The sequence below is a fragment of the Microbulbifer agarilyticus genome (assembly GCF_019800665.1).
Classification (GTDB): domain Bacteria; phylum Pseudomonadota; class Gammaproteobacteria; order Pseudomonadales; family Cellvibrionaceae; genus Microbulbifer; species Microbulbifer agarilyticus_C.
Window position 1 is genome coordinate 946,949 of the sequence record NZ_JAHVKO010000001.1, and the last position, 20,530, is coordinate 967,478.

General features: G+C 54.9%; 18 protein-coding genes. 13 read left to right on the plus strand and 5 right to left on the minus strand.

The genetic code is table 11. The features are described 5' to 3' along the window. The first annotated feature begins 40 nt into the window (after positions 1-40). Together KUV22_RS03915 and KUV22_RS03920 are read left to right on the plus strand one after the other, a co-directional pair. On the plus strand, positions 41-694 hold the full coding sequence (locus tag KUV22_RS03915) for an SOUL family heme-binding protein (RefSeq protein WP_222228541.1): 654 nt from the start codon (positions 41-43) through the stop codon (positions 692-694). Between the two features lie 68 nt (positions 695-762). Continuing rightward, the gene (locus tag KUV22_RS03920) at positions 763-1,914 is read left to right on the plus strand and encodes a low temperature requirement protein A (RefSeq protein ID WP_222228542.1); all 1,152 of its coding nucleotides are present in this window, start codon (positions 763-765) and stop codon (positions 1,912-1,914) included. Positions 1,915-1,981: 67 nt separating this feature from the next. Here the strand turns inward: KUV22_RS03920 and KUV22_RS03925 are convergent, their stop codons facing one another. Next, complete coding sequence (locus KUV22_RS03925; protein WP_222228543.1) at positions 1,982-4,171, minus strand: M3 family metallopeptidase; 2,190 nt, start codon at positions 4,169-4,171, stop codon at positions 1,982-1,984. Positions 4,172-4,603: 432 nt separating this feature from the next. On the opposite strand from KUV22_RS03925, the gene KUV22_RS03930 reads away from it, so the two are divergent. Continuing rightward, positions 4,604-4,969 (plus strand): SgcJ/EcaC family oxidoreductase, encoded by a 366-nt coding sequence (locus tag KUV22_RS03930; protein WP_222228545.1) that lies wholly within the window; start codon positions 4,604-4,606, stop codon positions 4,967-4,969. 119 nt (positions 4,970-5,088) lie between these two features. On the opposite strand, the gene gcvP is transcribed toward KUV22_RS03930, so the two are convergent. The 4 genes from gcvP to KUV22_RS03950 form a co-directional block, all read right to left on the minus strand. Next, positions 5,089-7,974, minus strand: coding sequence for an aminomethyl-transferring glycine dehydrogenase (gcvP, locus tag KUV22_RS03935; protein WP_222228547.1), 2,886 nt, complete (start codon positions 7,972-7,974; stop codon positions 5,089-5,091). 36 nt (positions 7,975-8,010) lie between these two features. Next, complete coding sequence (gcvH, locus tag KUV22_RS03940) at positions 8,011-8,382, minus strand: glycine cleavage system protein GcvH (RefSeq protein WP_222228549.1); 372 nt, start codon at positions 8,380-8,382, stop codon at positions 8,011-8,013. A 79-nt stretch (positions 8,383-8,461) separates the two neighbouring features. Further along, entirely contained in the window at positions 8,462-9,601 is a 1,140-nt protein-coding gene (gcvT, locus tag KUV22_RS03945) for a glycine cleavage system aminomethyltransferase GcvT (protein ID WP_222228551.1), read from the minus strand. A gap of 15 nt (positions 9,602-9,616) precedes the next feature. Further along, the gene (locus KUV22_RS03950; RefSeq protein WP_222228553.1) at positions 9,617-11,020 is read right to left on the minus strand and encodes an L-serine ammonia-lyase; all 1,404 of its coding nucleotides are present in this window, start codon (positions 11,018-11,020) and stop codon (positions 9,617-9,619) included. Between the two features lie 162 nt (positions 11,021-11,182). Here KUV22_RS03950 and KUV22_RS03955 point away from each other — a divergent pair, with 162 nt between their 5' ends. The 10 genes from KUV22_RS03955 (at position 11,183) to KUV22_RS04000 (ending at position 20,206) form a co-directional block, all read left to right on the plus strand. Continuing rightward, entirely contained in the window at positions 11,183-12,052 is an 870-nt protein-coding gene (locus tag KUV22_RS03955) for a LysR family transcriptional regulator (protein ID WP_222228555.1), read from the plus strand. Positions 12,053-12,190: 138 nt separating this feature from the next. Beyond that, entirely contained in the window at positions 12,191-12,670 is a 480-nt protein-coding gene (locus tag KUV22_RS03960) for a hotdog fold domain-containing protein (protein WP_222228557.1), read from the plus strand. A gap of 43 nt (positions 12,671-12,713) precedes the next feature. Then, a complete protein-coding gene (locus tag KUV22_RS03965) occupies positions 12,714-13,196 on the plus strand; it encodes a GNAT family N-acetyltransferase (RefSeq protein ID WP_222228559.1) in 483 nt (160 codons plus the stop codon). Positions 13,197-13,347: 151 nt separating this feature from the next. Then, a complete protein-coding gene (locus KUV22_RS03970) occupies positions 13,348-14,148 on the plus strand; it encodes a class I SAM-dependent methyltransferase (protein WP_222228561.1) in 801 nt (266 codons plus the stop codon). A gap of 70 nt (positions 14,149-14,218) precedes the next feature. Continuing rightward, positions 14,219-15,592, plus strand: a complete 1,374-nt coding sequence (locus KUV22_RS03975) for a BCD family MFS transporter (RefSeq protein ID WP_222228562.1) — start codon at positions 14,219-14,221, stop codon at positions 15,590-15,592. Positions 15,593-15,625: 33 nt separating this feature from the next. After that, positions 15,626-17,050 carry a BCD family MFS transporter gene (locus KUV22_RS03980; RefSeq protein ID WP_222228564.1) on the plus strand — a complete coding sequence of 475 codons (1,425 nt, stop codon included), beginning with the start codon at positions 15,626-15,628 and terminating at the stop codon, positions 17,048-17,050. A 37-nt stretch (positions 17,051-17,087) separates the two neighbouring features. Next, entirely contained in the window at positions 17,088-17,327 is a 240-nt protein-coding gene (locus KUV22_RS03985; protein ID WP_222228566.1) for a Trm112 family protein, read from the plus strand. A gap of 131 nt (positions 17,328-17,458) precedes the next feature. Then, on the plus strand, positions 17,459-18,571 hold the full coding sequence (locus tag KUV22_RS03990) for a cobalamin-independent methionine synthase II family protein (RefSeq protein ID WP_222228568.1): 1,113 nt from the start codon (positions 17,459-17,461) through the stop codon (positions 18,569-18,571). Beyond that, positions 18,564-19,208 (plus strand): hypothetical protein, encoded by a 645-nt coding sequence (locus tag KUV22_RS03995; protein ID WP_222228570.1) that lies wholly within the window; start codon positions 18,564-18,566, stop codon positions 19,206-19,208. Before KUV22_RS03990 ends, KUV22_RS03995 begins: the two co-directional genes overlap by 8 nt. Next, entirely contained in the window at positions 19,205-20,206 is a 1,002-nt protein-coding gene (locus tag KUV22_RS04000; RefSeq protein ID WP_222228572.1) for an adenosine kinase, read from the plus strand. Before KUV22_RS03995 ends, KUV22_RS04000 begins: the two co-directional genes overlap by 4 nt. Positions 20,207-20,530 lie beyond the last annotated feature (324 nt).

The window sequence follows — 20,530 nt, forward strand, 5'->3', positions numbered from 1 at the left end:
ACTATCCTGAAATGACAGCGCTTTTTGGGAGGTAGCCATCATGTGGCACCTGGTACGTCTCGGTATTGCCCTGATCGGATTTTTGGGAGCAACCATGGCTTCGGCAATAGAAACACCTCAGCACACGGTGGTTGAGACACATTCGGACTTTGAACTGCGACGTTACGCCCCGCAGATCGTCGCCGAAGTCGAAGTCGAATCTACCTTCGAAAATGCCAGTGGCTTGGCCTTCCGGGTGCTGGCGGACTATATCTTCGGTAATAATTTAAGCCAGAAGAAAATGTCGATGACAGCGCCAGTGCAACAACAGGCCAGCGAGAAAATCGCGATGACCGCACCGGTGGCACAGCAACCCACTGCAGAAGTCACAGGAGAACCGAGCACAAACGGCAAGCAACGCTACCGGGTGAACTTTTTTATGCCCGCAGAGTACACCATGGAAACCCTGCCGAAGCCGAATAATCAGGCAGTCACTCTAAGACAGATACCGGAACGATTAATGGCGGTTCGCCGTTATCGCGGTGGCTGGAGCCAGGAGCGCTATCGTGCAGAAGAGCGCAGCCTATTAGAGGCATTGCGGGCAGCAGGGCTTACCACAAAAGGAACGCCGATTTTCAACCGCTATAATTCCCCCTTCTCTCTGCCATTGATGCGCGTCAATGAAGTTGCGATTGAAGTCGAGCCAAAAGCGTAGCGAGCACATTGATGAAGGCACCTACTCTCGCACCAGTATCGTCAATATCGAGCGGGTAGCTGCGCGACATGCCAGCCACGGATCGCACGCTCTCCCAAGCTGACAATCGGCGGGCCACCTGGCTCGAACTGTTCTTTGATCTGGTTTTTGTCGCCGTTATCAGCGCCGTCTCCAACGACCTGGCACACACGGTGCACGGCCACCTGACCGTTGAGCAGCTACTCCGCTTTCCACTGGTATTCATTCCCGTGTGGTGGATATGGATGACCCACACCCTCTACGCGAACCGCTTCGACCAGGATGACCGTACCCATCGGATCATCGCACTGCTCATCATGGCGCTTGTTGTGCTGCTCTCCACCTACTCGGAACGGAGTTTGTCAGGAGAATTTGATGCATATGTGATGACGTATGTGGTGATCCGCTTGATTTTGGCGGGCATGTATTTCGCGGTGTACAACAAACAAAAGCACGAGCTGCGCTGCGCCCGGAAACTTGCCCAGTCGATCACTTGTGGTGCCCTGGTGAGCGGCTTCGCATTTTTCCTGGACGGCCCAATACAGTACATCGTGTTTTACTTGGGTATCGTCATCGACATTTGCTGGCAGGGGTATTTGCGTCACAACGCCTGTCAACACCCGGTGCACCGCTCTCATCTGGTTGAACGCATTGGACTGATGATCATCATTTTGCTGGGAGAGTCCGTCATCTCCATCGTCGGCAGCCTCTCCCAAGTCGACTGGACCCCACTGCGGGTCGGCGCCGCGGTCAGTGGTTTCGCTATGGCCTGGGGGTTCTGGTGGATCTACTACGACGCTTTCCCATTGCTTGAGCGCGCTTCGCGATTGTCCTCCGGCAACCTGCTAACCCTTTCCCACCTTTTACTGTGCATGGGGCTTCTGCTGCTATCAGAAATGATCAAGTACACCATTGTCGACGACATGAACCGCACGACATTCAATCGACTGGCAATATGCGGCATGGTGGCATTTTATATCGGCAAGCAGCTGCCTTACTGGCAACTCTTTCCGCCGTGGCGACCAGGGATCATCCTCAATTCAACGGTGTGCCTGGCGATTACCGTGGGCAGTACTTTCCTGCCGAATATACAGTACTCGCTGATGGGGATCAGTGCAGGGTCATTGATCTATGTGGTGATGTCGTTTCGCATGTTCCGACGTCATCCGGTGACGGATTACCTCGTACCGCGAAACCAGTAAGGCGCTCAGCGAATGGAGCACACAGGGGAAAGAAAAAGGCCGCGCATTTCTGCGCGGCCTTGGTGAATTACTCTCCGGCTTGTGGGCTCAAGCCACGGCGAATCAGTAACGCATCTGTAGTCGGCTCTTGGCCACGGAACTTCTTGTATGATTCCATCGGCGGACGAGAGTTACCCACCTCAAGAATGTTCTTACGGTACCAGTCGCCATTCTTGCGGGTCAGACCGCCACGCTCTTTCACGTAAGCGAACGCATCCGCCGCCAGAATTTCACTCCACATGTAAGCGTAGTAACCCGCCGAGTAACCACCACCGATGGAGTGAGCAAAGTACGTAGACTTGTAGCGCGGCGGTACCGCAGGCAGGTCTACACCGTGCTTCTCAAGCGCCTTGGCTTCAAACTTCGCCACATCTTGCAGTTCGGAATCAGCAGGCAGGGAGTGCCACTCCATATCCAACAGCGCGGCAGACATGTACTCAAGAGTATCGAAGCCCATATTGAAGTTCTTCGCCTTCAACACTTTGGCCAACAGCTCATCAGGAATTCGCTCACCGGTCTTGTAATGGAAAGCGTAGTTTTCCAGAACTTCCGGCGTCGCTGCCCAGTCCTCTTCAAAAGTAGACGGGAACTCAACGAAATCGCGGGAAACGCTGGTACCGGCCAGAGTTGGGTAGCGCACATCGGAGAACATACCGTGAATACCATGGCCCAGCTCGTGGAACATCGTAGTGACATGGTCAAAGCTCACCAGTGTCGGCTCACCTTCCGGGCCTTTAGGGATATTCATCACGTTGACCACAACCGGCTTCTGCTCAAGCAGACCGGACTGACCAACAAATGCACTCATCCAGGCACCGCCACGCTTGCCTTCACGGGCGAAGTAGTCGGCGTAGAAAATTGCCAGGCTCTTGCCATCGTGATCAAACAGTTCAAACGCCTGCACATCCGGGTGGTATACAGGAAGATCCGGGCGGGCTTCAAAACGAATGCCGTACAGACGGTTCATGGTGTAGAACAGGCCATCGTGCAGCACGCGATTGAATTCAAAGTACTCACGCACTTCGTTTTCGTTCAGGTCGTATTTCGCCTGACGTACTTTTTCCGCGTAGTAGGCCCAGTCCCAAGGCTGGACGTCAAAATCGCCGCCCTCTTTTTCGATCATCGCCTGAATCGCGGCCTGTTCAGCCTTGGTGTTGCTGACCACCGCCGGCACCATGGAATTCAGCATGTTCATCACGCTTTCCGGCTTTTCCGCCATGGTGTTAACCAACTGGTACTCGGCCCAGTTGTCGTAACCCAGCAGGCCAGCCTTTTGCGCACGGATCTGTACCAGGCGCTGTACGAGCGGCTGATTATCCAGCTCACCAGAAGTACCACGGTTTGCAGAAGCTTCCCAGATACGCTGACGCAACTCGCGATTTTTCAGCAAGGTGAGTACCGGCTGGCGAGTAGTGTTGGTAATGCTGATCAGGTATTTGTCTTCGTGACCCGCCGCCTTGGCTGCTGCGGCGGCAGACTTGATCTGCGCGTCGGAGAGACCTTCCAGTTCCGCCTTGTCATCAACCACAACAGCGATCGCCTTGCTGAGCTTCAGCAGGTTCTGGCTGAACTGGGTGGTGAGCGTGGAGTGCTCTTCGTTCAGCGCGCGCAGCGTGTCTTTTTGCTCAGCGGAGAGCTTCGCCCCCGCCTTAACAAAGTTATCGTAATAGACTTCCAGCAGGCGCTCGGACTCCGGGTCCATCTCCAATGCTACGCGCTGGTTGTACAGAGATTCCACGCGGGCAAACAGGTCGGCATTCAGGTAGATGCTGTCAGAGTGGGCTGCCAGGCGCGGAGCCATTTTGCTCTGCAGCGCACGACGGGCTTCGTTGCTGTCGGTACCAACCAAGTTAAAGAACACACGGGATACGCGGGTCAGCAGCGCGCCGGCTTCTTCCATCGCCACAATGGTGTTGTTAAAGGTTACCGGCTCGGAGCTTTTAGCAATCGCCTCAATTTGTTGCAGGTGTTCCGCCATACCCTGCTCAAATGCAGGCTCAAAGTGCTCGTCTTTGATACGGCTGAAATCCGGAGCCTGGTATTGCAGCTCACTGGCAGCCAGCAACGGGTTTTCCTGGGTTGCCTGAGCAGTCACGTCGCTCGCCGCCTGAGTTTTTTCTACTTCCGGGGCCTGTGCCGAAGTGGAAGAATCGTTCTTGGGCGATTCGGAACAGGCTGCAATGGCCACGATGGCTACAGCTAGAAGAGATTTGCGCATTTCATTCTCCGATATACATCAAAACGAGTAAGAAAGTCTAAAAACTCGAAATCGGGGCCAAACAGAGCTGCTGGTGCAGCCGTTTAAAGTTTTCTTCGTAGGCCTCACAGACCCTAATTATCTGTTTTTGTTCATATTTTTACAAAAATCAGGAAAGAGGAGTCTGGCATTCTTGAATGGTCAGCAATAGCTCTATTTCAGTCGTTCCAACCCAGAAAGTATTCCATTGACCTCACTGCTTCACTGACCACAGCAGTTTCAATTACCGCTATCACCACAATAGGCACGACGTTTTAATGTGCCGCTGTATTCTGTATCATCGCCCCCCTTCGATTCCGTGACCGACCAGCCGCGGTTCGAAAGCCCCGAAAAATCTGGACACTTTTTGGCCGCCAAATGGCCCCAGATCGCCCCCGAGATACAGGTTACAGAATGAACGATAACGAAATCCTGGCGCTGTTCGATGAATGGAACAATGCGCTGCAGACTGGAAACCCCAAAAACGTCGCTGCGCTGTATGAGAGCAATGGCATCCTGCTACCGACTGTGTCGAACAAGGTTCGTCACAATCACGCAGAGATCGAAGATTACTTCGTGCATTTCCTGGCCAAAGGCCCTCAGGGAAAAATCGACGAAGCGAATATCCGCACCTTTGGTGAGCTCGCCATCAACTCCGGCGTGTACACTTTCACCTTCGCGGACGGCGCGGTTGTGCAGGCCCGGTACACCTTTGTGTACCGCTGGAATGGTCAGCGCTGGCTGATCGTGGAGCACCACTCCTCCGCAATGCCCGAGTAAATTCCGAATTCGCGGAGTGTGCTTCGTCACCCGCCTCCCGGAAAAAAATGAGCCCGCACTTTGCCAACAATGAATGTTGCGCGACAAAGTGCGGGCTCATTGCTTTACAGGGAACCTGCTTAGCTCTCCATGTAGTCTTCAATCGATGGGCAAGAGCAGATCAGATTCTTGTCTCCATACACGTTATCGACCCGCCCAACCGGCGGCCAGTATTTTTCCCGGCGCAAACGCTCTAGCGGGTACACCGCTTCGGCTCGACTGTAGGCGTGGTTCCAGCTTTCCTCAACCAATACTTCCGCGGTATGCGGTGCATTGATTAGTGGGTTGCTCTCCAACGGCCACTCGCCCGCCTCCACCTTGGCAATTTCCGCACGGATCTGAATCATTGCGTCACAGAAGCGGTCCAGCTCCTGCAGGGATTCGCTTTCCGTAGGCTCGATCATCAGCGTGCCGGCAACCGGGAACGACATGGTGGGCGCGTGGAAACCGTAGTCCACCAGGCGTTTGGCCACGTCCTCTCCAGAAATACCACTGGACTCCTTCAGAGGGCGCAGGTCCACAATACATTCGTGGGCCACACGACCATTAGTGCCGCGATACAGAATCGAATAACTGTCTTCCAGACGATGGGCGATGTAGTTGGCGTTGAGAATTGCCAGCTCGGTTGCTGAACGCAGCCCTTCCCGCCCCATCATACGGATGTACGTCCAGGTGATGGGCAGAATGCTCGCCGAGCCCACGCTCGCGGCGGATACCGGCACTCCGGCGCGGCCAGCCGCACCACTGCCGCCGGCAATTGAACCCGGCAGGAATTCCGCCAGATGCTCGCGCACCGCGACCGGACCTACACCGGGGCCACCCCCACCGTGAGGAATGCAGAAGGTTTTATGCAGGTTCAGGTGCGATACATCGCCGCCGAATTTACCGGGCTTACATAAACCCACCATGGCATTTAGGTTGGCGCCATCTATATATACCTGGCCGCCATGGGTATGCACAATTTCGGCAATGTCATTGATGCCCTCTTCAAACACGCCGTGGGTTGAAGGGTAAGTCACCATGATTGCGGCGAGGCGCTCGCTGTGCTCTTCAGCACGCGCGCGCAGGTCTTCCAGGCAAACGTTGCCATTTTCATCGCACTTCACCACCACCACGCGCATGCCACACATCTGGGCGGAAGCCGGATTAGTACCGTGGGCGGAGCTTGGGATCAAACAGATGTTCCGCTCCTCTTCACCACGGCTGGCATGGTAGGCACGAATGGCCAACAGGCCCGCATATTCCCCCTGAGAGCCGGCATTGGGCTGCAGGGAGATAGCATCGTAACCTGTGATCTCACACAACATGGCTTCGAGGGATTCCACCAACTGCAAATAACCAGTTACCTGCTCTGCCGGCACCAGCGGATGCACGTTGGCAAACTCTGGCCAGGTCACCGGGATCATTTCCGCGGTGGCATTTAGCTTCATGGTGCAGGAACCCAGCGGGATCATGGAGCGGTCCAGCGCAATGTCCTTGTCCGCAAGCTTGCGCAGGTAGCGCAGCATTTCGGTCTCGGAGTGGTAGCGGTTGAACACTTCCTGAGTCAACGGCTTGTCACTGCGCAATAGCTCGCCCGGCAACACCGGTGCGACATCGGATTCCAGTGCGTCGAAATCCAAAACGTCCTCGCCCGCAAACAGGGACCAGATTGCTTCCACATCTTCGCGGGTAGAGGTTTCATCCAGCGTAACGCCGACATGAGAGTCATCGACCACACGCAAGTTAAACCCACCCTCACGGGCCTTCTGGTGCAGCGCCTGTGCTTTGCCGTCGACCGCAAGTGTCAAGGTATCGAACCAAGTTGTGTTTGCGATGGAGACGCCGAGCTTGCCCAGACCCAGCGCGGCAACACTGGCCAGGTGGTGTACCCGATTGGCGATATTTTTTAGTCCCGCCGGGCCGTGGTACACCGCATACATGGACGCCATGACCGCCAGCAGCACCTGCGCAGTACAGATGTTGGAGGTGGCTTTCTCACGGCGGATATGTTGCTCACGGGTTTGCAGGGCGAGACGGAATGCGGGATTACCATTGCTGTCGATAGACTGGCCGACGAGGCGACCGGGCAGCGAGCGCTTGTAAGCCTGGCGGGTTGCCATATAAGCCGCGTGCGGGCCGCCGAAACCCATGGGGACACCGAAACGCTGGGTGGAGCCAACGGCTACATCCGCACCCAGCGCACCGGGCGAAGTCAGCATCAACAGGCTCAGGATATCTGCGGCCATTACCACCAGGCCGCGCTGGGCATGCACCGCATCGATCAACGCACGGTGATCCTGCACGGCACCGCTGGTGCCCGGGTATTGCAGCAGCGCCCCAAATACCTCTTGCTCCCCTAAACCTTCATTTGCATCGCCAATTACCAGCTCGATACCCAGTGGCTCGGCGCGGGTGCGCAACACCTCGATGGTCTGCGGCAAACAATCGGTATCCACAAAGAATACATTAGACTTTGACTTGCTCATGCGCTGACACAGGGTCATCGCCTCTGCAGCAGCCGTGGCCTCGTCCAGCATGGAAGCGTTGGCCAGGTCCATCCCGGTCAGCTCACAGACCATAGTCTGAAAATTAAACAAGGCTTCCAGGCGGCCCTGGGAAATCTCCGGCTGGTAAGGGGTATAGGCGGTATACCAGGCAGGGTTTTCCAGAATATTGCGCAGAATCACATTCGGCGTGCGGGTACCGAAATAGCCCTGACCAATAAAGGACTTCAGGGGTTTATTCTGCTCCGCCAGTGCGCGGATTTCTGCCAGCGCTTCGTGCTCACGGATCCCATCTTCAATGGAAAGTGATTCCGTTTCGCGGATATGCGCGGGGACTACTTCACTAATAAAAGCATCCAGGCTCGTGTGGCCGAGGGCGGCGAGCATGGCATTGGTATCCGATACAGCGGGACCGATATGTCGGCGCGAAAACTCCGCGTGGTCTTCCAGCGCGGTCAGGGTGTTTTTTACCTTTAGCATATGCGTTTCTTGCTCCTGTTCTTTTCCTGCTCGCGCTTAGCCTTCAGCCTGCTCGGCGTATTCTTCGGCACTCATCAGTGCATCGAGCGCACTGGGATCTTCGAGACGCACACGGAAAAACCACCCCTCACCTTCCGGATCTTCGTTGACCAACTCAGGGGCTTCTTCCACGGCGGTGTTGACTTCAACCACCGTCGCGGCAAACGGCAGTGAAATATCGCCAGCGGCTTTCACCGATTCAATCACCGCGGCCTCTTCGTCGGCTTCCAGCGCACGCTCTGCCTCGGGCAATTCCACGAACACCACATCTCCCAACTGCGACTGCGCAAAATCGGTAATACCGACAGTGACTAAGTCTCCCTCTGCGCGAAACCACTCGTGGGATTTTGTGTACTTCACATTGCTCATGATGCTTTTTCCTTCTATGCACAGCGTCGTCCGCTGGCGAACCTATCGCTTTATTTGAAACCTTGTGTGATGGGGCCAATCAGCCACGGTAATAGCGCTGGGGAACAAACGGCGTTTTTGCCACAGTGATGGCAATCTGCTTGCCGCGCACCAGTGCGTACAAATCCGTGCCCACTTTTTCATAGCCGCGGTCGAGATAAGCCATACCGATGGACGCACCCAGAGTCGGACCGAAGCCGCCACTGGTTACCTTGCCGACGATATTACCCGCCTCGTCGATAACATCAGCGCCAGCACGTACCGGCACCTTGCCGGCAACGGTAAAACCAACCCGCTTGCGAGAAACGCCCTCTTCCATCTGGGCAAAAACGGTCTCGGCCCCCAAGAAACCACCGGCCTTGTCACCGCCGGCACGACGTGAACGAGCAATACTCCACTGCAGCCCGGCTTCGATCGGTGAGGTGGTGCGATCCATATCATTGCCATACAGGCACAGGCCGGCTTCCAGACGCAGGGTGTCGCGCGCACCGAGACCAATCATGGCGGTGCGAGGGTCTTTCAGCAGCTCGCGGGTAACCGCCTCCACGGCCGTGTCGGCGACAGAAATTTCGAATCCATCTTCGCCGGTGTAACCGGAACGGGTGATGTAACAATCATGATCAAACAGTTTGGTATGCACGCCGTGCATAAACGTCAGCGCGCGGGTTTCAGGGGCCAACTCACCAATCAATTCACCGGCCTTGGGACCCTGCACTGCCAGCAGTGCACGCTGGCCCAGTACACGGATATCACAACCGCGCAGGTGGTTTTGCAGATGCTTCAGGTCCCCTGCGGATGTTGCCGCGTTCACCACCAGGAAAAACTCGTTCTCGGACCAGCGGGTAACAATCAAATCATCCAGAATGCCGCCGCTTTCCGTGGTCAACACGCTATAGCACTGCTGGTTAATTCCCAGACCCGCCACATCAATAGGAAGTAATGCTTCCAGGGCCTCCGCAACACCCTCGCCACTCACCAGCATCTGTCCCATATGGGAGACGTCGAAAATGCCGATGGCATCGCGGGTGTGTTGATGTTCGCGCACAATACCGGCGGCGTATTGTACCGGCATGGCATAACCCGCAAACGGCACCATTTTTCCGCCGAGTTCAACGTGCAAATCGTACAGTGGGGTTTTCAGTGAATCCTTGAGAGAGTGCTTGAGGGAGTTCTGGGCCATGGTCGTCGTCCGTCGTTAACATTCGATCACACTGACAGGCACATCGATCACATTGACCGCCAGCCCGCCACGTGCAGTTTCTTTGTACTTGTCTTGCATATCGCGCCCGGTATCACGCATGGTGCGAATCACCTTGTCGAGGGAAACCAGGTGCTGGCCATCGCCACGTAATGCCATCCGCGCCGCGCTGATTGCCTTGATGGAGGCCATGGCATTGCGCTCAATACACGGCACCTGTACCAAGCCACCTACCGGGTCGCAGGTAAGCCCAAGGTTGTGCTCCATGGCGATTTCCGCCGCGTTTTCCACTTGCTCCGGGGTGCCGCCCAGCACCTCCGCCAGGCCCGCAGCCGCCATGGAGCAGGCAGAGCCAACCTCACCCTGGCAGCCGACTTCGGCACCACTGATCGAGGCGTTTTTCTTAAACAGAATGCCCACCGCCGCTGCGGTGAGTAGGAAGCGTTCGACATCGCCGGCACTGGGCTGCTTGGAGAAGCGCATGTAATAGTGCAGCACTGCCGGCACGATACCGGCGGCACCATTGGTCGGTGCGGTAACGATGCGCCCACCCGCTGCGTTTTCTTCGTTCACAGCGAGGGCATAAAGGGTTACCCAGTCGAGCGCAGATAAGGGATCGGAAAGACACGCTTCCGGTCGGCTCAGTAGCTGTTGATTGAGTGCTGCCGCACGGCGCTTCACGTCGAGGCCGCCCGGCAGCACACCTTCATTGCGAATACCGTTGGTTACACATTCCTGCATAACGGACCAGATCTGCTGCAGGCCAGCGGTGGTTTCCGCATCGCCGCGCCAGGCAGACTCGTTCGCGCGCATGATTTCGCTGATGGACAGCCCTTCACGCTTGCAAAGCGCCAACAGCTCCTCCCCGCTAGAGAAATCAAACGGTACTTGCACCTTACTCTGCTCTAGGGACTGGTCTGCAGCCGCCTCGGCTTCGGTGACAACGAAACCGCCGCCCACCGAGTAATAGGTTTCTTCCAGCAGCAACTGTCCGCCGTCTGCAAATGCGGCAAAGCGCATGCCGTTGGCGTGATGCGCCAATTCCTCTTCCCCGTGCAGCTGCATATCCACATCGCGGTCGAACGGGATGGTCCGTTCCCCGGCCAGCATCAGCTGGCCCCGGGCTTCAATTTCCGCAACCCGCGTATCTACTTGCGCGGTATCGATGGTTTCTGGTTGTGCACCTTCCAGACCCAGCAGCACGGCCTTAGTCGTACCGTGGCCAACACCAGTTGCCCCCAGGGACCCAAACAACAGGGATTGCACCCGGCCGGTCTTGGCGAGCAGCCCCTGGGCCTTGAGCAATTGCAGGAACTGCCCCGCGGCCTTCATTGGGCCTACGGTGTGCGAACTGGACGGGCCGATACCAATCTTGAACAGATCAAAAACACTCAGTGACATGGCGGTTTAACCTGCTAGTCCAAAGGTGGTGAGAGGGAACGAGATCCCCAAGGTATGTCCGAACGGTCATAGGGGCCCCGAATTAGCATTTATTGAGCGATGCTAGCCCGGCTGATAGACTTTTAAAAATTTATAGTTCTGATTCTTCTATAAGAATTTCTTATGCAACAACCCCACAAGAACATTCCCATGGAGTGGCTGAGAACCCTGGTCACGGTGATCGATACCGGGGGATTCAGTCAGGCTGGCGAGCTGCTCTCCCGGACACAGCCGGCCATCAGCCGGCAGATCAAGGAGTTGGAGGAGCGCCTGGGACGGCAGCTACTACTGCGTTCCGGACGCACGCTCAATGTGACCGAAAGCGGTTTACGGGTCTATGACCAGGCAAAGAGAATCCTCGCCCTGAACGACGAGCTGCTTTTGGAGTTCTCCGGCAGTTCGGTTACCGGCAAGCTACACCTGGGCATTCCCAGCGAGTTCGCATCGGTACTGCTGCCGCGCATTATTGGCAGCTTCTCGCAGAATTACCCGGATGTGTCACTGGAAGTCACCAGTGACCTGAGCCGCAACCTGCTGGCCAAGGGCAAACGGGATCAGTTCGACCTAATTTTGGCCCTGCAGGAAGACTCGCAAACTTTTGATGAAAACATCGTCTTGAAAGACGATCTGGTGTGGGTGGCGAGCCCCAAGTTCTCGGCACACCTGCTTAAACCCCTGCCCCTGGTGCTCGCGCCGGATGGCTGCATGTACCGCAAACGGGCGGAGACAGTCCTGCAATCGGCAGATATCCCTTGGCGCAACGTGTTTACCATTCCGGATCTGAATGGAATCCAGTCCGCTCTCGAGGCCGGCCTCGGCATTACCGCCCTCACCCGTAGCACCGTGCCCGAATCGCTGCGTATCCTCAGGCCGTCCGGGAGCCTGCCCAAGCTAGGCGAAATCGGCATTGGGCTGCACTTCAAGAGTAATCGGCCAAGCCCCGCAGCCATGCGTCTGGCAGAGCATCTACAAAGTGGCTTGCTCGCAAACTAACCACCTCCCCGGCTATAAACCGGCTACGACTAAATAAACGATATGGACAACCCTATCGGGCAGTTTGATACTTAATGTGCCGGCGACAAAGGTGCAAGAATGACGACTTTCATTATGTGGCCAAGCGCGAGATAACCAATGACCTACGTACCCTCCAAAAGCCCGATCCTGAAACTCTGGAAAAGCTTCGGCGGCAATGGCTTTGGCCGCTGGCTGGTGAGCAAAATCGTCTGCTTTAATGCACCCTACTTCAGCTCCATCAAACCGCGCTTCACGGAGATAAAGCCGGGCCTGGTCGAGGTGAAATTGAAAAAGCGTCGTGCGGTACAAAACCACATTAAAACCGTGCACGCCATCGCTATGTGTAACGCGGCGGAACTCGCCGGCGGTGTTTGCCTGGACGTGTCGCTAAACAGTAATTTTCGCTGGATTCCCGTGGGTATGACCGTGCAATACCTGAAGATGGCCAAAACCGATTTGCGCGCCGTGTGCAAAGTCGATGATTTTCACTGGGATTCTGCGCAGGACGTGGTGATGCCCGTCAGCGTATTTGATACCAATGGCGAGGAAGTCTTCCACGCGGACATTACGATGCGGATTTCCCCGAAGAAAAGATAAGCCGTCCCAACGGACAGCTGCTTACTACCCATACAATGGCGCCATGACCAAACCAATCCCACCACATCATTTCCGCTGGCTCTCATTCGAGCAGCTTACGGCGGACGAGCTCTACGAAATCCTGCGCGTGCGCCAGCAGGTCTTCGCTGTAGAACAGGAAAGTATTTACCTGGATGTGGACGGTAAAGACCAGCATGCAAAGCACCTGGTGTGCTGGGATACTGAATCTACCACGCCCACCCTACTCGCTTATCTGCGCGTGGTTGCACCCGGAAAGAAATATGCCGAGCCATCTATCGGCCGCGTGCTAACCCGCGAAAGCGCACGGGGTACAGGCATTGGTAAAGAATTAATGCGCCTGGGTGTCGAGCACACCCTGCGGGAACACCCGCAGGCCGCCATCCGTATTTCAGCACAACTGTACTTGAAGCGCTTTTATGAAGAGTTTGGTTTTACCCAGGTCTCCGACGTCTACGACGAAGACGGCATTCCCCATATTGAAATGTTGCGTCAGCCAGAGCCCTGAAAACAAGCTCAAAACCCGCCCAAAAAACACTCACCCCACATGTTTGACTAAAGTCAAAAAACGCAATCTATATCAAAACTTTTTGATATAAAACGCTCACTTTCTGCGTTAAGGTTTCTCAAAACAGAGTAACAATAAAGCGAGAGCCCTCATGAGCAAAGCCTATAACGAGATGTCTTATGTTGAAGTTGCTGCGATTTACAACGACATCAACAATATCCCGCTCGATGCGGCCGCCGACCTCGGTAAAGCAGCCGCAGACCTTGTAGGTGAAGGAGCCAAGATCATGGACTTCGGTGGTGGTGCCGGACGTATCTCCGTGCCTATCGCATCCCACACGGACATGATCGCCATGGATATTGAGCACCACATGCTCAAGGCATCCAAAAAACTAGCCGAAGACCGCAACATTCGCGCGCGCCAGTCTGTTGGCACCGTTCTGCAAACGCCGTTCGCAACCAACACCTTCGACGCGGTGATCACCACCAATGTACTGCACCAGGTTGAATTTTGGCGTGATGCGCTGAAAGAAGCCGCTCGCGTTCTGAAGCCCGAGGGTGTATTCATTATCGGTCGCGATGTACTGGACGAAGAGTCCAATGCGAGCGCCCTGCGCAGCCAGTCCCGTATGTTCACCGTGGATATCGCCCCCGAAATGCGCCCCACCGATGCCGCTGGCCCCACTCTGTTCCAGGAAATTCAAAAACTCGGCGGTCAGATGACCCGCCCGGTTGTTGGATGCAAGTGGATCGAAAAGGTTTCCATTGCGGAAATTATGGATCGCATGGAAAACGGGGTTCATAACGAAACCTGGAGCCTGAGCCGCGAGCAAATTGATGCGCTGATGGCCAAGGTACGCCCGTGGGCAGAGTCGCATTTCGACGATATTCACGCAGTCGAAGACGTTCAATGGGAGTTCCACCTCTACCCAATTAACGGTATTGGCAAGTAAGGTATACGGGGGACGCCAATCCCCCGCTCTCTCCGAACTCGAATAATGATAACGACTGCAAGAGTACCGTATGGACAAGCGCCTTCTGATATTAAAAGCATTTCAGCTTACCCTGCCGCGCGCTGCGGCTGGCTGGCTATTCGCGCTGCTCACAAGTAATTTCAATCGTATTGCTATTTACGACCTCGGGATCACCGCCGTTGTAATTACCAGCCTGCTGGGGCTCTACCATTTCCTCTCCCCATTCCAGGTTATTTACGGCCGTATCGCAGACAGGATTCCGATCTTTGGTCTGCATCGAACACCCTATGTAATGATTGGCATGACGGTCTCCGCAATCGCGGTCGCCACACTGCCCTACATTGTGGTTCCCATGTCGCAAACGCCCAACGAATTTCTCGGGGTGACTTTTCCATACATCACGTATATCGCTGCATTTATCGTTCTGGTTATCTTCGGTATTGGTTTTGCCGGGGCCGGCGCCAACCACCTGGCACTGGTTGCCGAAGTGATTCCCGAGCGCAGCCGCGGGCTCGTGACCGCGCTGATCTGGACCATGCTTATCGTCGGCATGATCGTGTCGCTGCAGTTCATTCGCCACTATATGCCCATCTACGATGAGCAAACTATGCGTGAGCTGTATCTGCTTTCTATTCCGGTAGTGGCAATCACCACACTGCTTGGTTTGATCGGCGTCGACAAACCTCGCACAGCAGAATCCGCTGCCGCATCAGATAGCAAACTGGACGCGGAAGAACACGCTAGCCTGAAAGACTTCGCAGTGGATGTGGCCAGTAACTCGACGGTTAGAAACTTCTTCGCCTTCATCTTTCTGTTTATGTTTGGCTACAGCCTGCAGGACAACATTCTGGAAGTCTTTGGTGCTGAAGTACTCCAGATGACGGTCGGCGAAACGGGCCGCTTCCAGCAAATTTGGGGCACCGGTGCAATCATCGGCATGTTCTTGATGGGATCCCTGGTGTTCCGCGTTGGCATATCCAAGATCGCCGCCATCACCTTTGGTATCACCGGCATCGGTTTCTCGATGTTCGCACTGGCCGTAGGCGCCTACCTACCTTCAGAAACCCTGGTTAACTATTCGCTTGCCAGCATGGGATTCTTCAATGGATTTGCCCTGGTAGGCACGCTCACCAGCATGATGGAGTTCACGACGGACAAAGAACGCGGTGCATATATCGGCCTTTGGGGGCTGGCCATCGCATTTGCCAACGGGCTCGCCTCCATGGCTGGTGGCCAGCTGGTGACCTCGTTGATCGAAAGCGGCATGTTCAGCCCCTCAGACGGCTTCGCCATCATCTTCTTCGTTGAAGGACTTATCAGCCTGTACAGCCTGTACTTCCTGTGGCGAGTGAATGTTGAGAGCTTCCACAAGCGCATCAGCAAAGATGGTCTCAGTAACGCCATGGCGTCTGACCTTGGTTAACCCTGCAAATAATTCAAATAAAGGTGTATCGAAATGAAAGTAAGTGAGGGTCAGGCAAAATTGCAGTTTACCCTGCAGAAGATCGCCATCGCCTGGAGCTTTTGCATGGTGGTGACGAGCTTCAACCGCATCGCCATTATTGAAATGGGGCTGCCTGCAGCAATCATCTCCCTGCTCATCGGGGTTTACACGCTGTTCGGCCCCATCCAGCCAATTATCGGCCGTATGTGTGAGCGCTGGCCGATCTTCGGCTATCGTCGTACCCCATACATGCTACTGGGCACCCTGCTCGGCAGCTTTGCATTCCCGCTGATGCCCGGCGTACTTGTTGATATGCAAGCGGGCAGCACCCTGGCGTATTTCTACTGTCTACTGCTGTTCTGCGCCTTTGGTATCTGTATTGCCATGCAGGCAAATGTGTTCCTCGATCTGCTCAACGACGTTACCACCAAGGAAAGTCGCTCACGCGTGGTTACCCTCACCTGGACCGTACAGGCCCTGGCCATGGCGGGATGGGCATGGGTATTTGGTGCACTGATGCCGGTGTACAGCCTGGAGGCCATGCAGGATCTCTACAATCTGACCCCGATCGTAATGATCAGCATTACGATTCTTGGCCTGATCAAACTGGAAACCCGACTGACACCGGAACAGCTTCAGGAAATTAAGACCAACCCGCCCAAGCCGGTAAAGCTGCTTGAGCCGATGAAGGAGTCTATGGCGGTACTCGCCTACAACCGTCAGGCACTGCTCTTCTTTGTCTTTATTATCTTTTCCCTGCTGTCGGTATTCCTACAAGACATGCTACAGGAACTGTGGGCGGCGGACCTGTTTGGCTTAGCCGCGGGTGAGTCCACTATTTATCAGCGCTTCTACAACGGTATTCAGACCGTTGGTATGGCGGCCTGCGGAATCTTTGTCGGCGTAACGGCGAAGAAACGCTTACAAGCAAAGAAAGCTGCTGGTCTTTCCGTTGAAGATGAAAAAACCCTGCCACTAGATTTCGGCAAAAAGCTGATGCTGATTGGTGCATCGCTTTCCATTATCGGATTCGGCCTGCTGGCCTGGGCCGCCTGGCTGCAAAACCTGACCCTGTTCAACGTGTTTTACTGCTACAGCGCCTTTGCACTCGGACTGCTGGTATTCCCCTCCATTAGCTTTATGGCTGACATGACCGTCGAGGGTCAGGAAAGCCGCTACCTCGGACTGTGGAGCCTCGGACAAGTAATTGGTTTGTTCCTTTCCTTTACCGTCAGTGGCTGCCTGTATTCCCTGCTGGTAGAAAGCCAAGTACTGACCGCCAATATTGCTTTCGCTCTCATCTTTGTCTTGCAGGCACTGATGGTTGTCTTCAGCTACCTGGTTGTACGCAATGTAACCATCGAAGGCCTCAACGAGGCAGCAGAACAAGAACCTGATGCTCCGATTACGGCCGACTTACAACCAACTACCAAATAACACCGAATAAGTAATACCCAAAAACGGGAGAGACATAATGAACATTCAAGATTACCTGGACATTCTCCGCTGCCCTCACTGTACCGCTGAAAACAAGGGCCTCCTGTCTGAAGTGAAAAGTGATTGGCTGGGCTGCAGCGACTGTGGCCGCCAATATCCGATGGTTGAAGGCATCCCAGTTATGCTTCCTGAAGAAGGCGATAAGTGGCGCGGCGTTGCGGCAAGCGAACTCCCCACCATTTCGTCGCACGATCGCTTCGTTAACAGCGCTGACTGAAATCCTGGCACCAAGGTGATGGAGTAGATCTGCCACGATCGCTCCATTTACCTTTAAGACCGCGCGAGAAATAACAACGAATAAACACAAACGTGACTGACAACAGTCGCGTCCGGTTGAGGTATTGAGATATGTGGAAGACAGACCTGTTTCCAACGCAGCTCGTGGGCAGCTATGTAAAACCCCGCTGGCTCGCAGACCATAACAAGGTTTACCAGAAAGAAGGCACCTGGTGGAACGTAGAACAAGATCTACTTCCTGAAGCCATCGATGATGCTGTGCGCTTGGCCGTCTACGATCAGAACATGGCCGGCATGACATTCGCCACCGACGGTGAAGTACGCCGACAAACCTTTAGCGGCCACTTCTACGGCCTGAAAGGTATCGATCAGGAAAACCCGGAAGAATTTACCAACTTCCACAATGATATTACCGAATATCTGAAAATGAAGCAGAAGGCCACCAATGTCGGTGCCGATCTAAAAAAAGAAGAAGCTCCCAAGCAGACCCACAAGGTTTTGTTCCCCGCAGTACGGGAGAAAATCCAGTGGCCTGGCCCGATGGTTGTCAGTGACATTCCATTCCTGAAGCGCTATGCCGCAAACCGCAGCAAAATCACCGTAATTGGCCCTGTTACCCTCTCCTACCGACTGGTAGATGCAGGCGTGTATCCAGATCAGGCGGCTTTGTGCTTTGCGATTGCCGATGCGCTGAATCAGGAACTAAAAGCCCTGGCAGCGGCCGGTGTGGATCTGATCCAGATCGACGAGCCGGAAGTGCACTTCCGTTACAGCCAGTGTCAGGACTTTGCCGTCGAAGCCATCAACCGCATGGTTCGCGGCGTAGACTGCCTCACTTCTGTGCACGTTTGCTACGGCTACTCAAAGAATATCGCACTCAAAGAACCAAGCCCTATCTACCCGAAAGCGGTATCGCTGGTTGCCGAGTCCGACATCGATGCCATCCATACAGAATACGCACAACCCGGCCATACGCCAGACTTCCTGCAGTCTGTTGGTAACAAGCTGGTTGCCATCGGTGTTCTCAATCTGGACCCACAGGGTCAGGTAGAGGAAGTGGAATCCATCCGCAAGATGATCATTGAGGCGATAGAAGTCATCCCGAAAGAGCGCATCAGCCTGGCACCGGATTGCGGTATGTGGTTCCTCGAGCGCGACTTTGCCTTCCGCAAAATCCAATCAATGTGTCTTGCTGCAAGCTCCCTCCGAAACCAGTTTGGTTGATATTGGAGGAATTGTGGGAACCCGAAAAACCCTTGCGGATCTGGTTCGGCAACTGCAGCTGCAACTGAACCCTGCTGTATCAGTGGACCCGGAGAATGTGAAGAGCATCCGGGTTCACTGTTACAGAGATGCGGCTGATCCTGCAGTATTAGACAACCTGAATAATTGCTTTCAACAGCAACTCCCTATTCCTCAGCACACACCGGAAAGCTACACCGCTTTTATTCTATCTAAACCGTCTTTCAACGACGGCGTGATTGAAATCCATGCGTTGGAATGCCTCGACAACGATAGTCATCCAAATGGCGAGCTTTGGGTAAAATTAAAGTCGGGGGCGGCCCTGGCAGCTGCTTATGACCTTCCGCAGGAGAAGCCAGCGTTACCGCTGGCAGAGCTGCAGACTACCCTGCTTGGGGCCGTCGAATTACCCAATGTAACGCCCGCCATTCAATCCAGCGGCCCCGAGTGGCTGTGCAGCCCAATGGTATGTGACGAAGACTCTTGGTTGTTACCAGCCATCGAAACACCCCTAGATGTTCCTGAGCGTTTCGCCGGGCACTGCTACATCAAACTCGTTACCGAAAACCACCCTGCCGGGCGAACGATACGCACAGCAGCAGAAGAGACAAATAAATGAGTAACTATCATGTGTATGGACTGGGCGCAGCCCTGGTCGATACGGAAATTGAAGTATCCGATCAAGATCTGCAGACGCTCAAGCTTGAGAAAGGCCTGATGACACTGGCAGATCGCGAACAGCAACAGCAACTGCTCGGCCAGTTGGAAGACCATCTGATCGCCGCGAAGCGCGCCAGTGGTGGCTCCGCGGCAAATACCGTGATCGCCGCCAGCTACTTTGGCAGCAACACCTTTTACAGCTGCAAAGTTGCGGCCGACGACAATGGCGATTTCTATCTCAACGACCTGGACTCTGCCGGTGTCGACTATCACCGTACCCTCCAGCGGGAGTCCGGCGACACCGGGAAATGCCTGGTAATGATTACCCCAGATGCGGAACGCACCATGGTGACCTATCTGGGCATCAGTGAAACGCTTTCTTCCGTAGAGCTGCACCCAGAGGCGATTGCCGCTGCGGATTACCTCTACTTGGAGGGTTACCTGGTAACCTCCCCAACCGGGCGCGCTGCGGCCATTGAGGCCAGCCGAATCGCGAAAGCCAACGGCACTAAGGTGGCCATCAGTCTGTCCGACCCGGGTATCGTGCAGTACTTCCATGACGGACTGCTTGAAATGATTGGTGAAGGCGTCGACCTGCTCTTCTGCAACCAAGACGAAGCAACAGCCTTTACCAAGGTGGACTCCCTGGACGCAGCAGCTAAACAGCTCAAGCAATACGCAAATTGCTTTGCCATTACCCTGGGCGCCGAGGGCGCGCTGGTGTTTGACGGCAACGAAGCGGTAAAAGTTGCCTCCAGCCCAGTGAAGGCCGTCGACACTAACGGGGCCGGAGACATGTTCGCGGGAGCGTTTCTTTACGCTATCACCCATGGACACGATTTCACCTATGCCGCAACGCTGGCAAATCGCGCCGCAGGCACCGTGGTATCTCAGTTCGGCCCGCGCCTGAAGGCTGAGCAGCACAAGGAGATTTTGCAGGAGCCGGTTGCCGTCTAACGGCAAGTCCGCACAAGGGGTATTCCTGAGCAGTCAGGATACCCCTGTTACTTCTTCCTCAATTCTCTCTAAGCTCTCTCCTATCCTCGCCGCTTTCCTCTTTTCTACCTCACCGCTGTCCTTTCTCATATTCACACAACTTCCCTACTCTTAACTTCATGGTTTCCATGCTGGCACCGTGGCCATTAAAAATTACTAAATCGACACAACACAGAATTGTTGTCGTCGACACAAAGCAATCCGCGAAGTAGATAGCTAAAGGGATACAAATGAGAAAAGCTGGGAAGGTGTGAGCAACAAACGGGCATAAAAATGCCCGCCGAA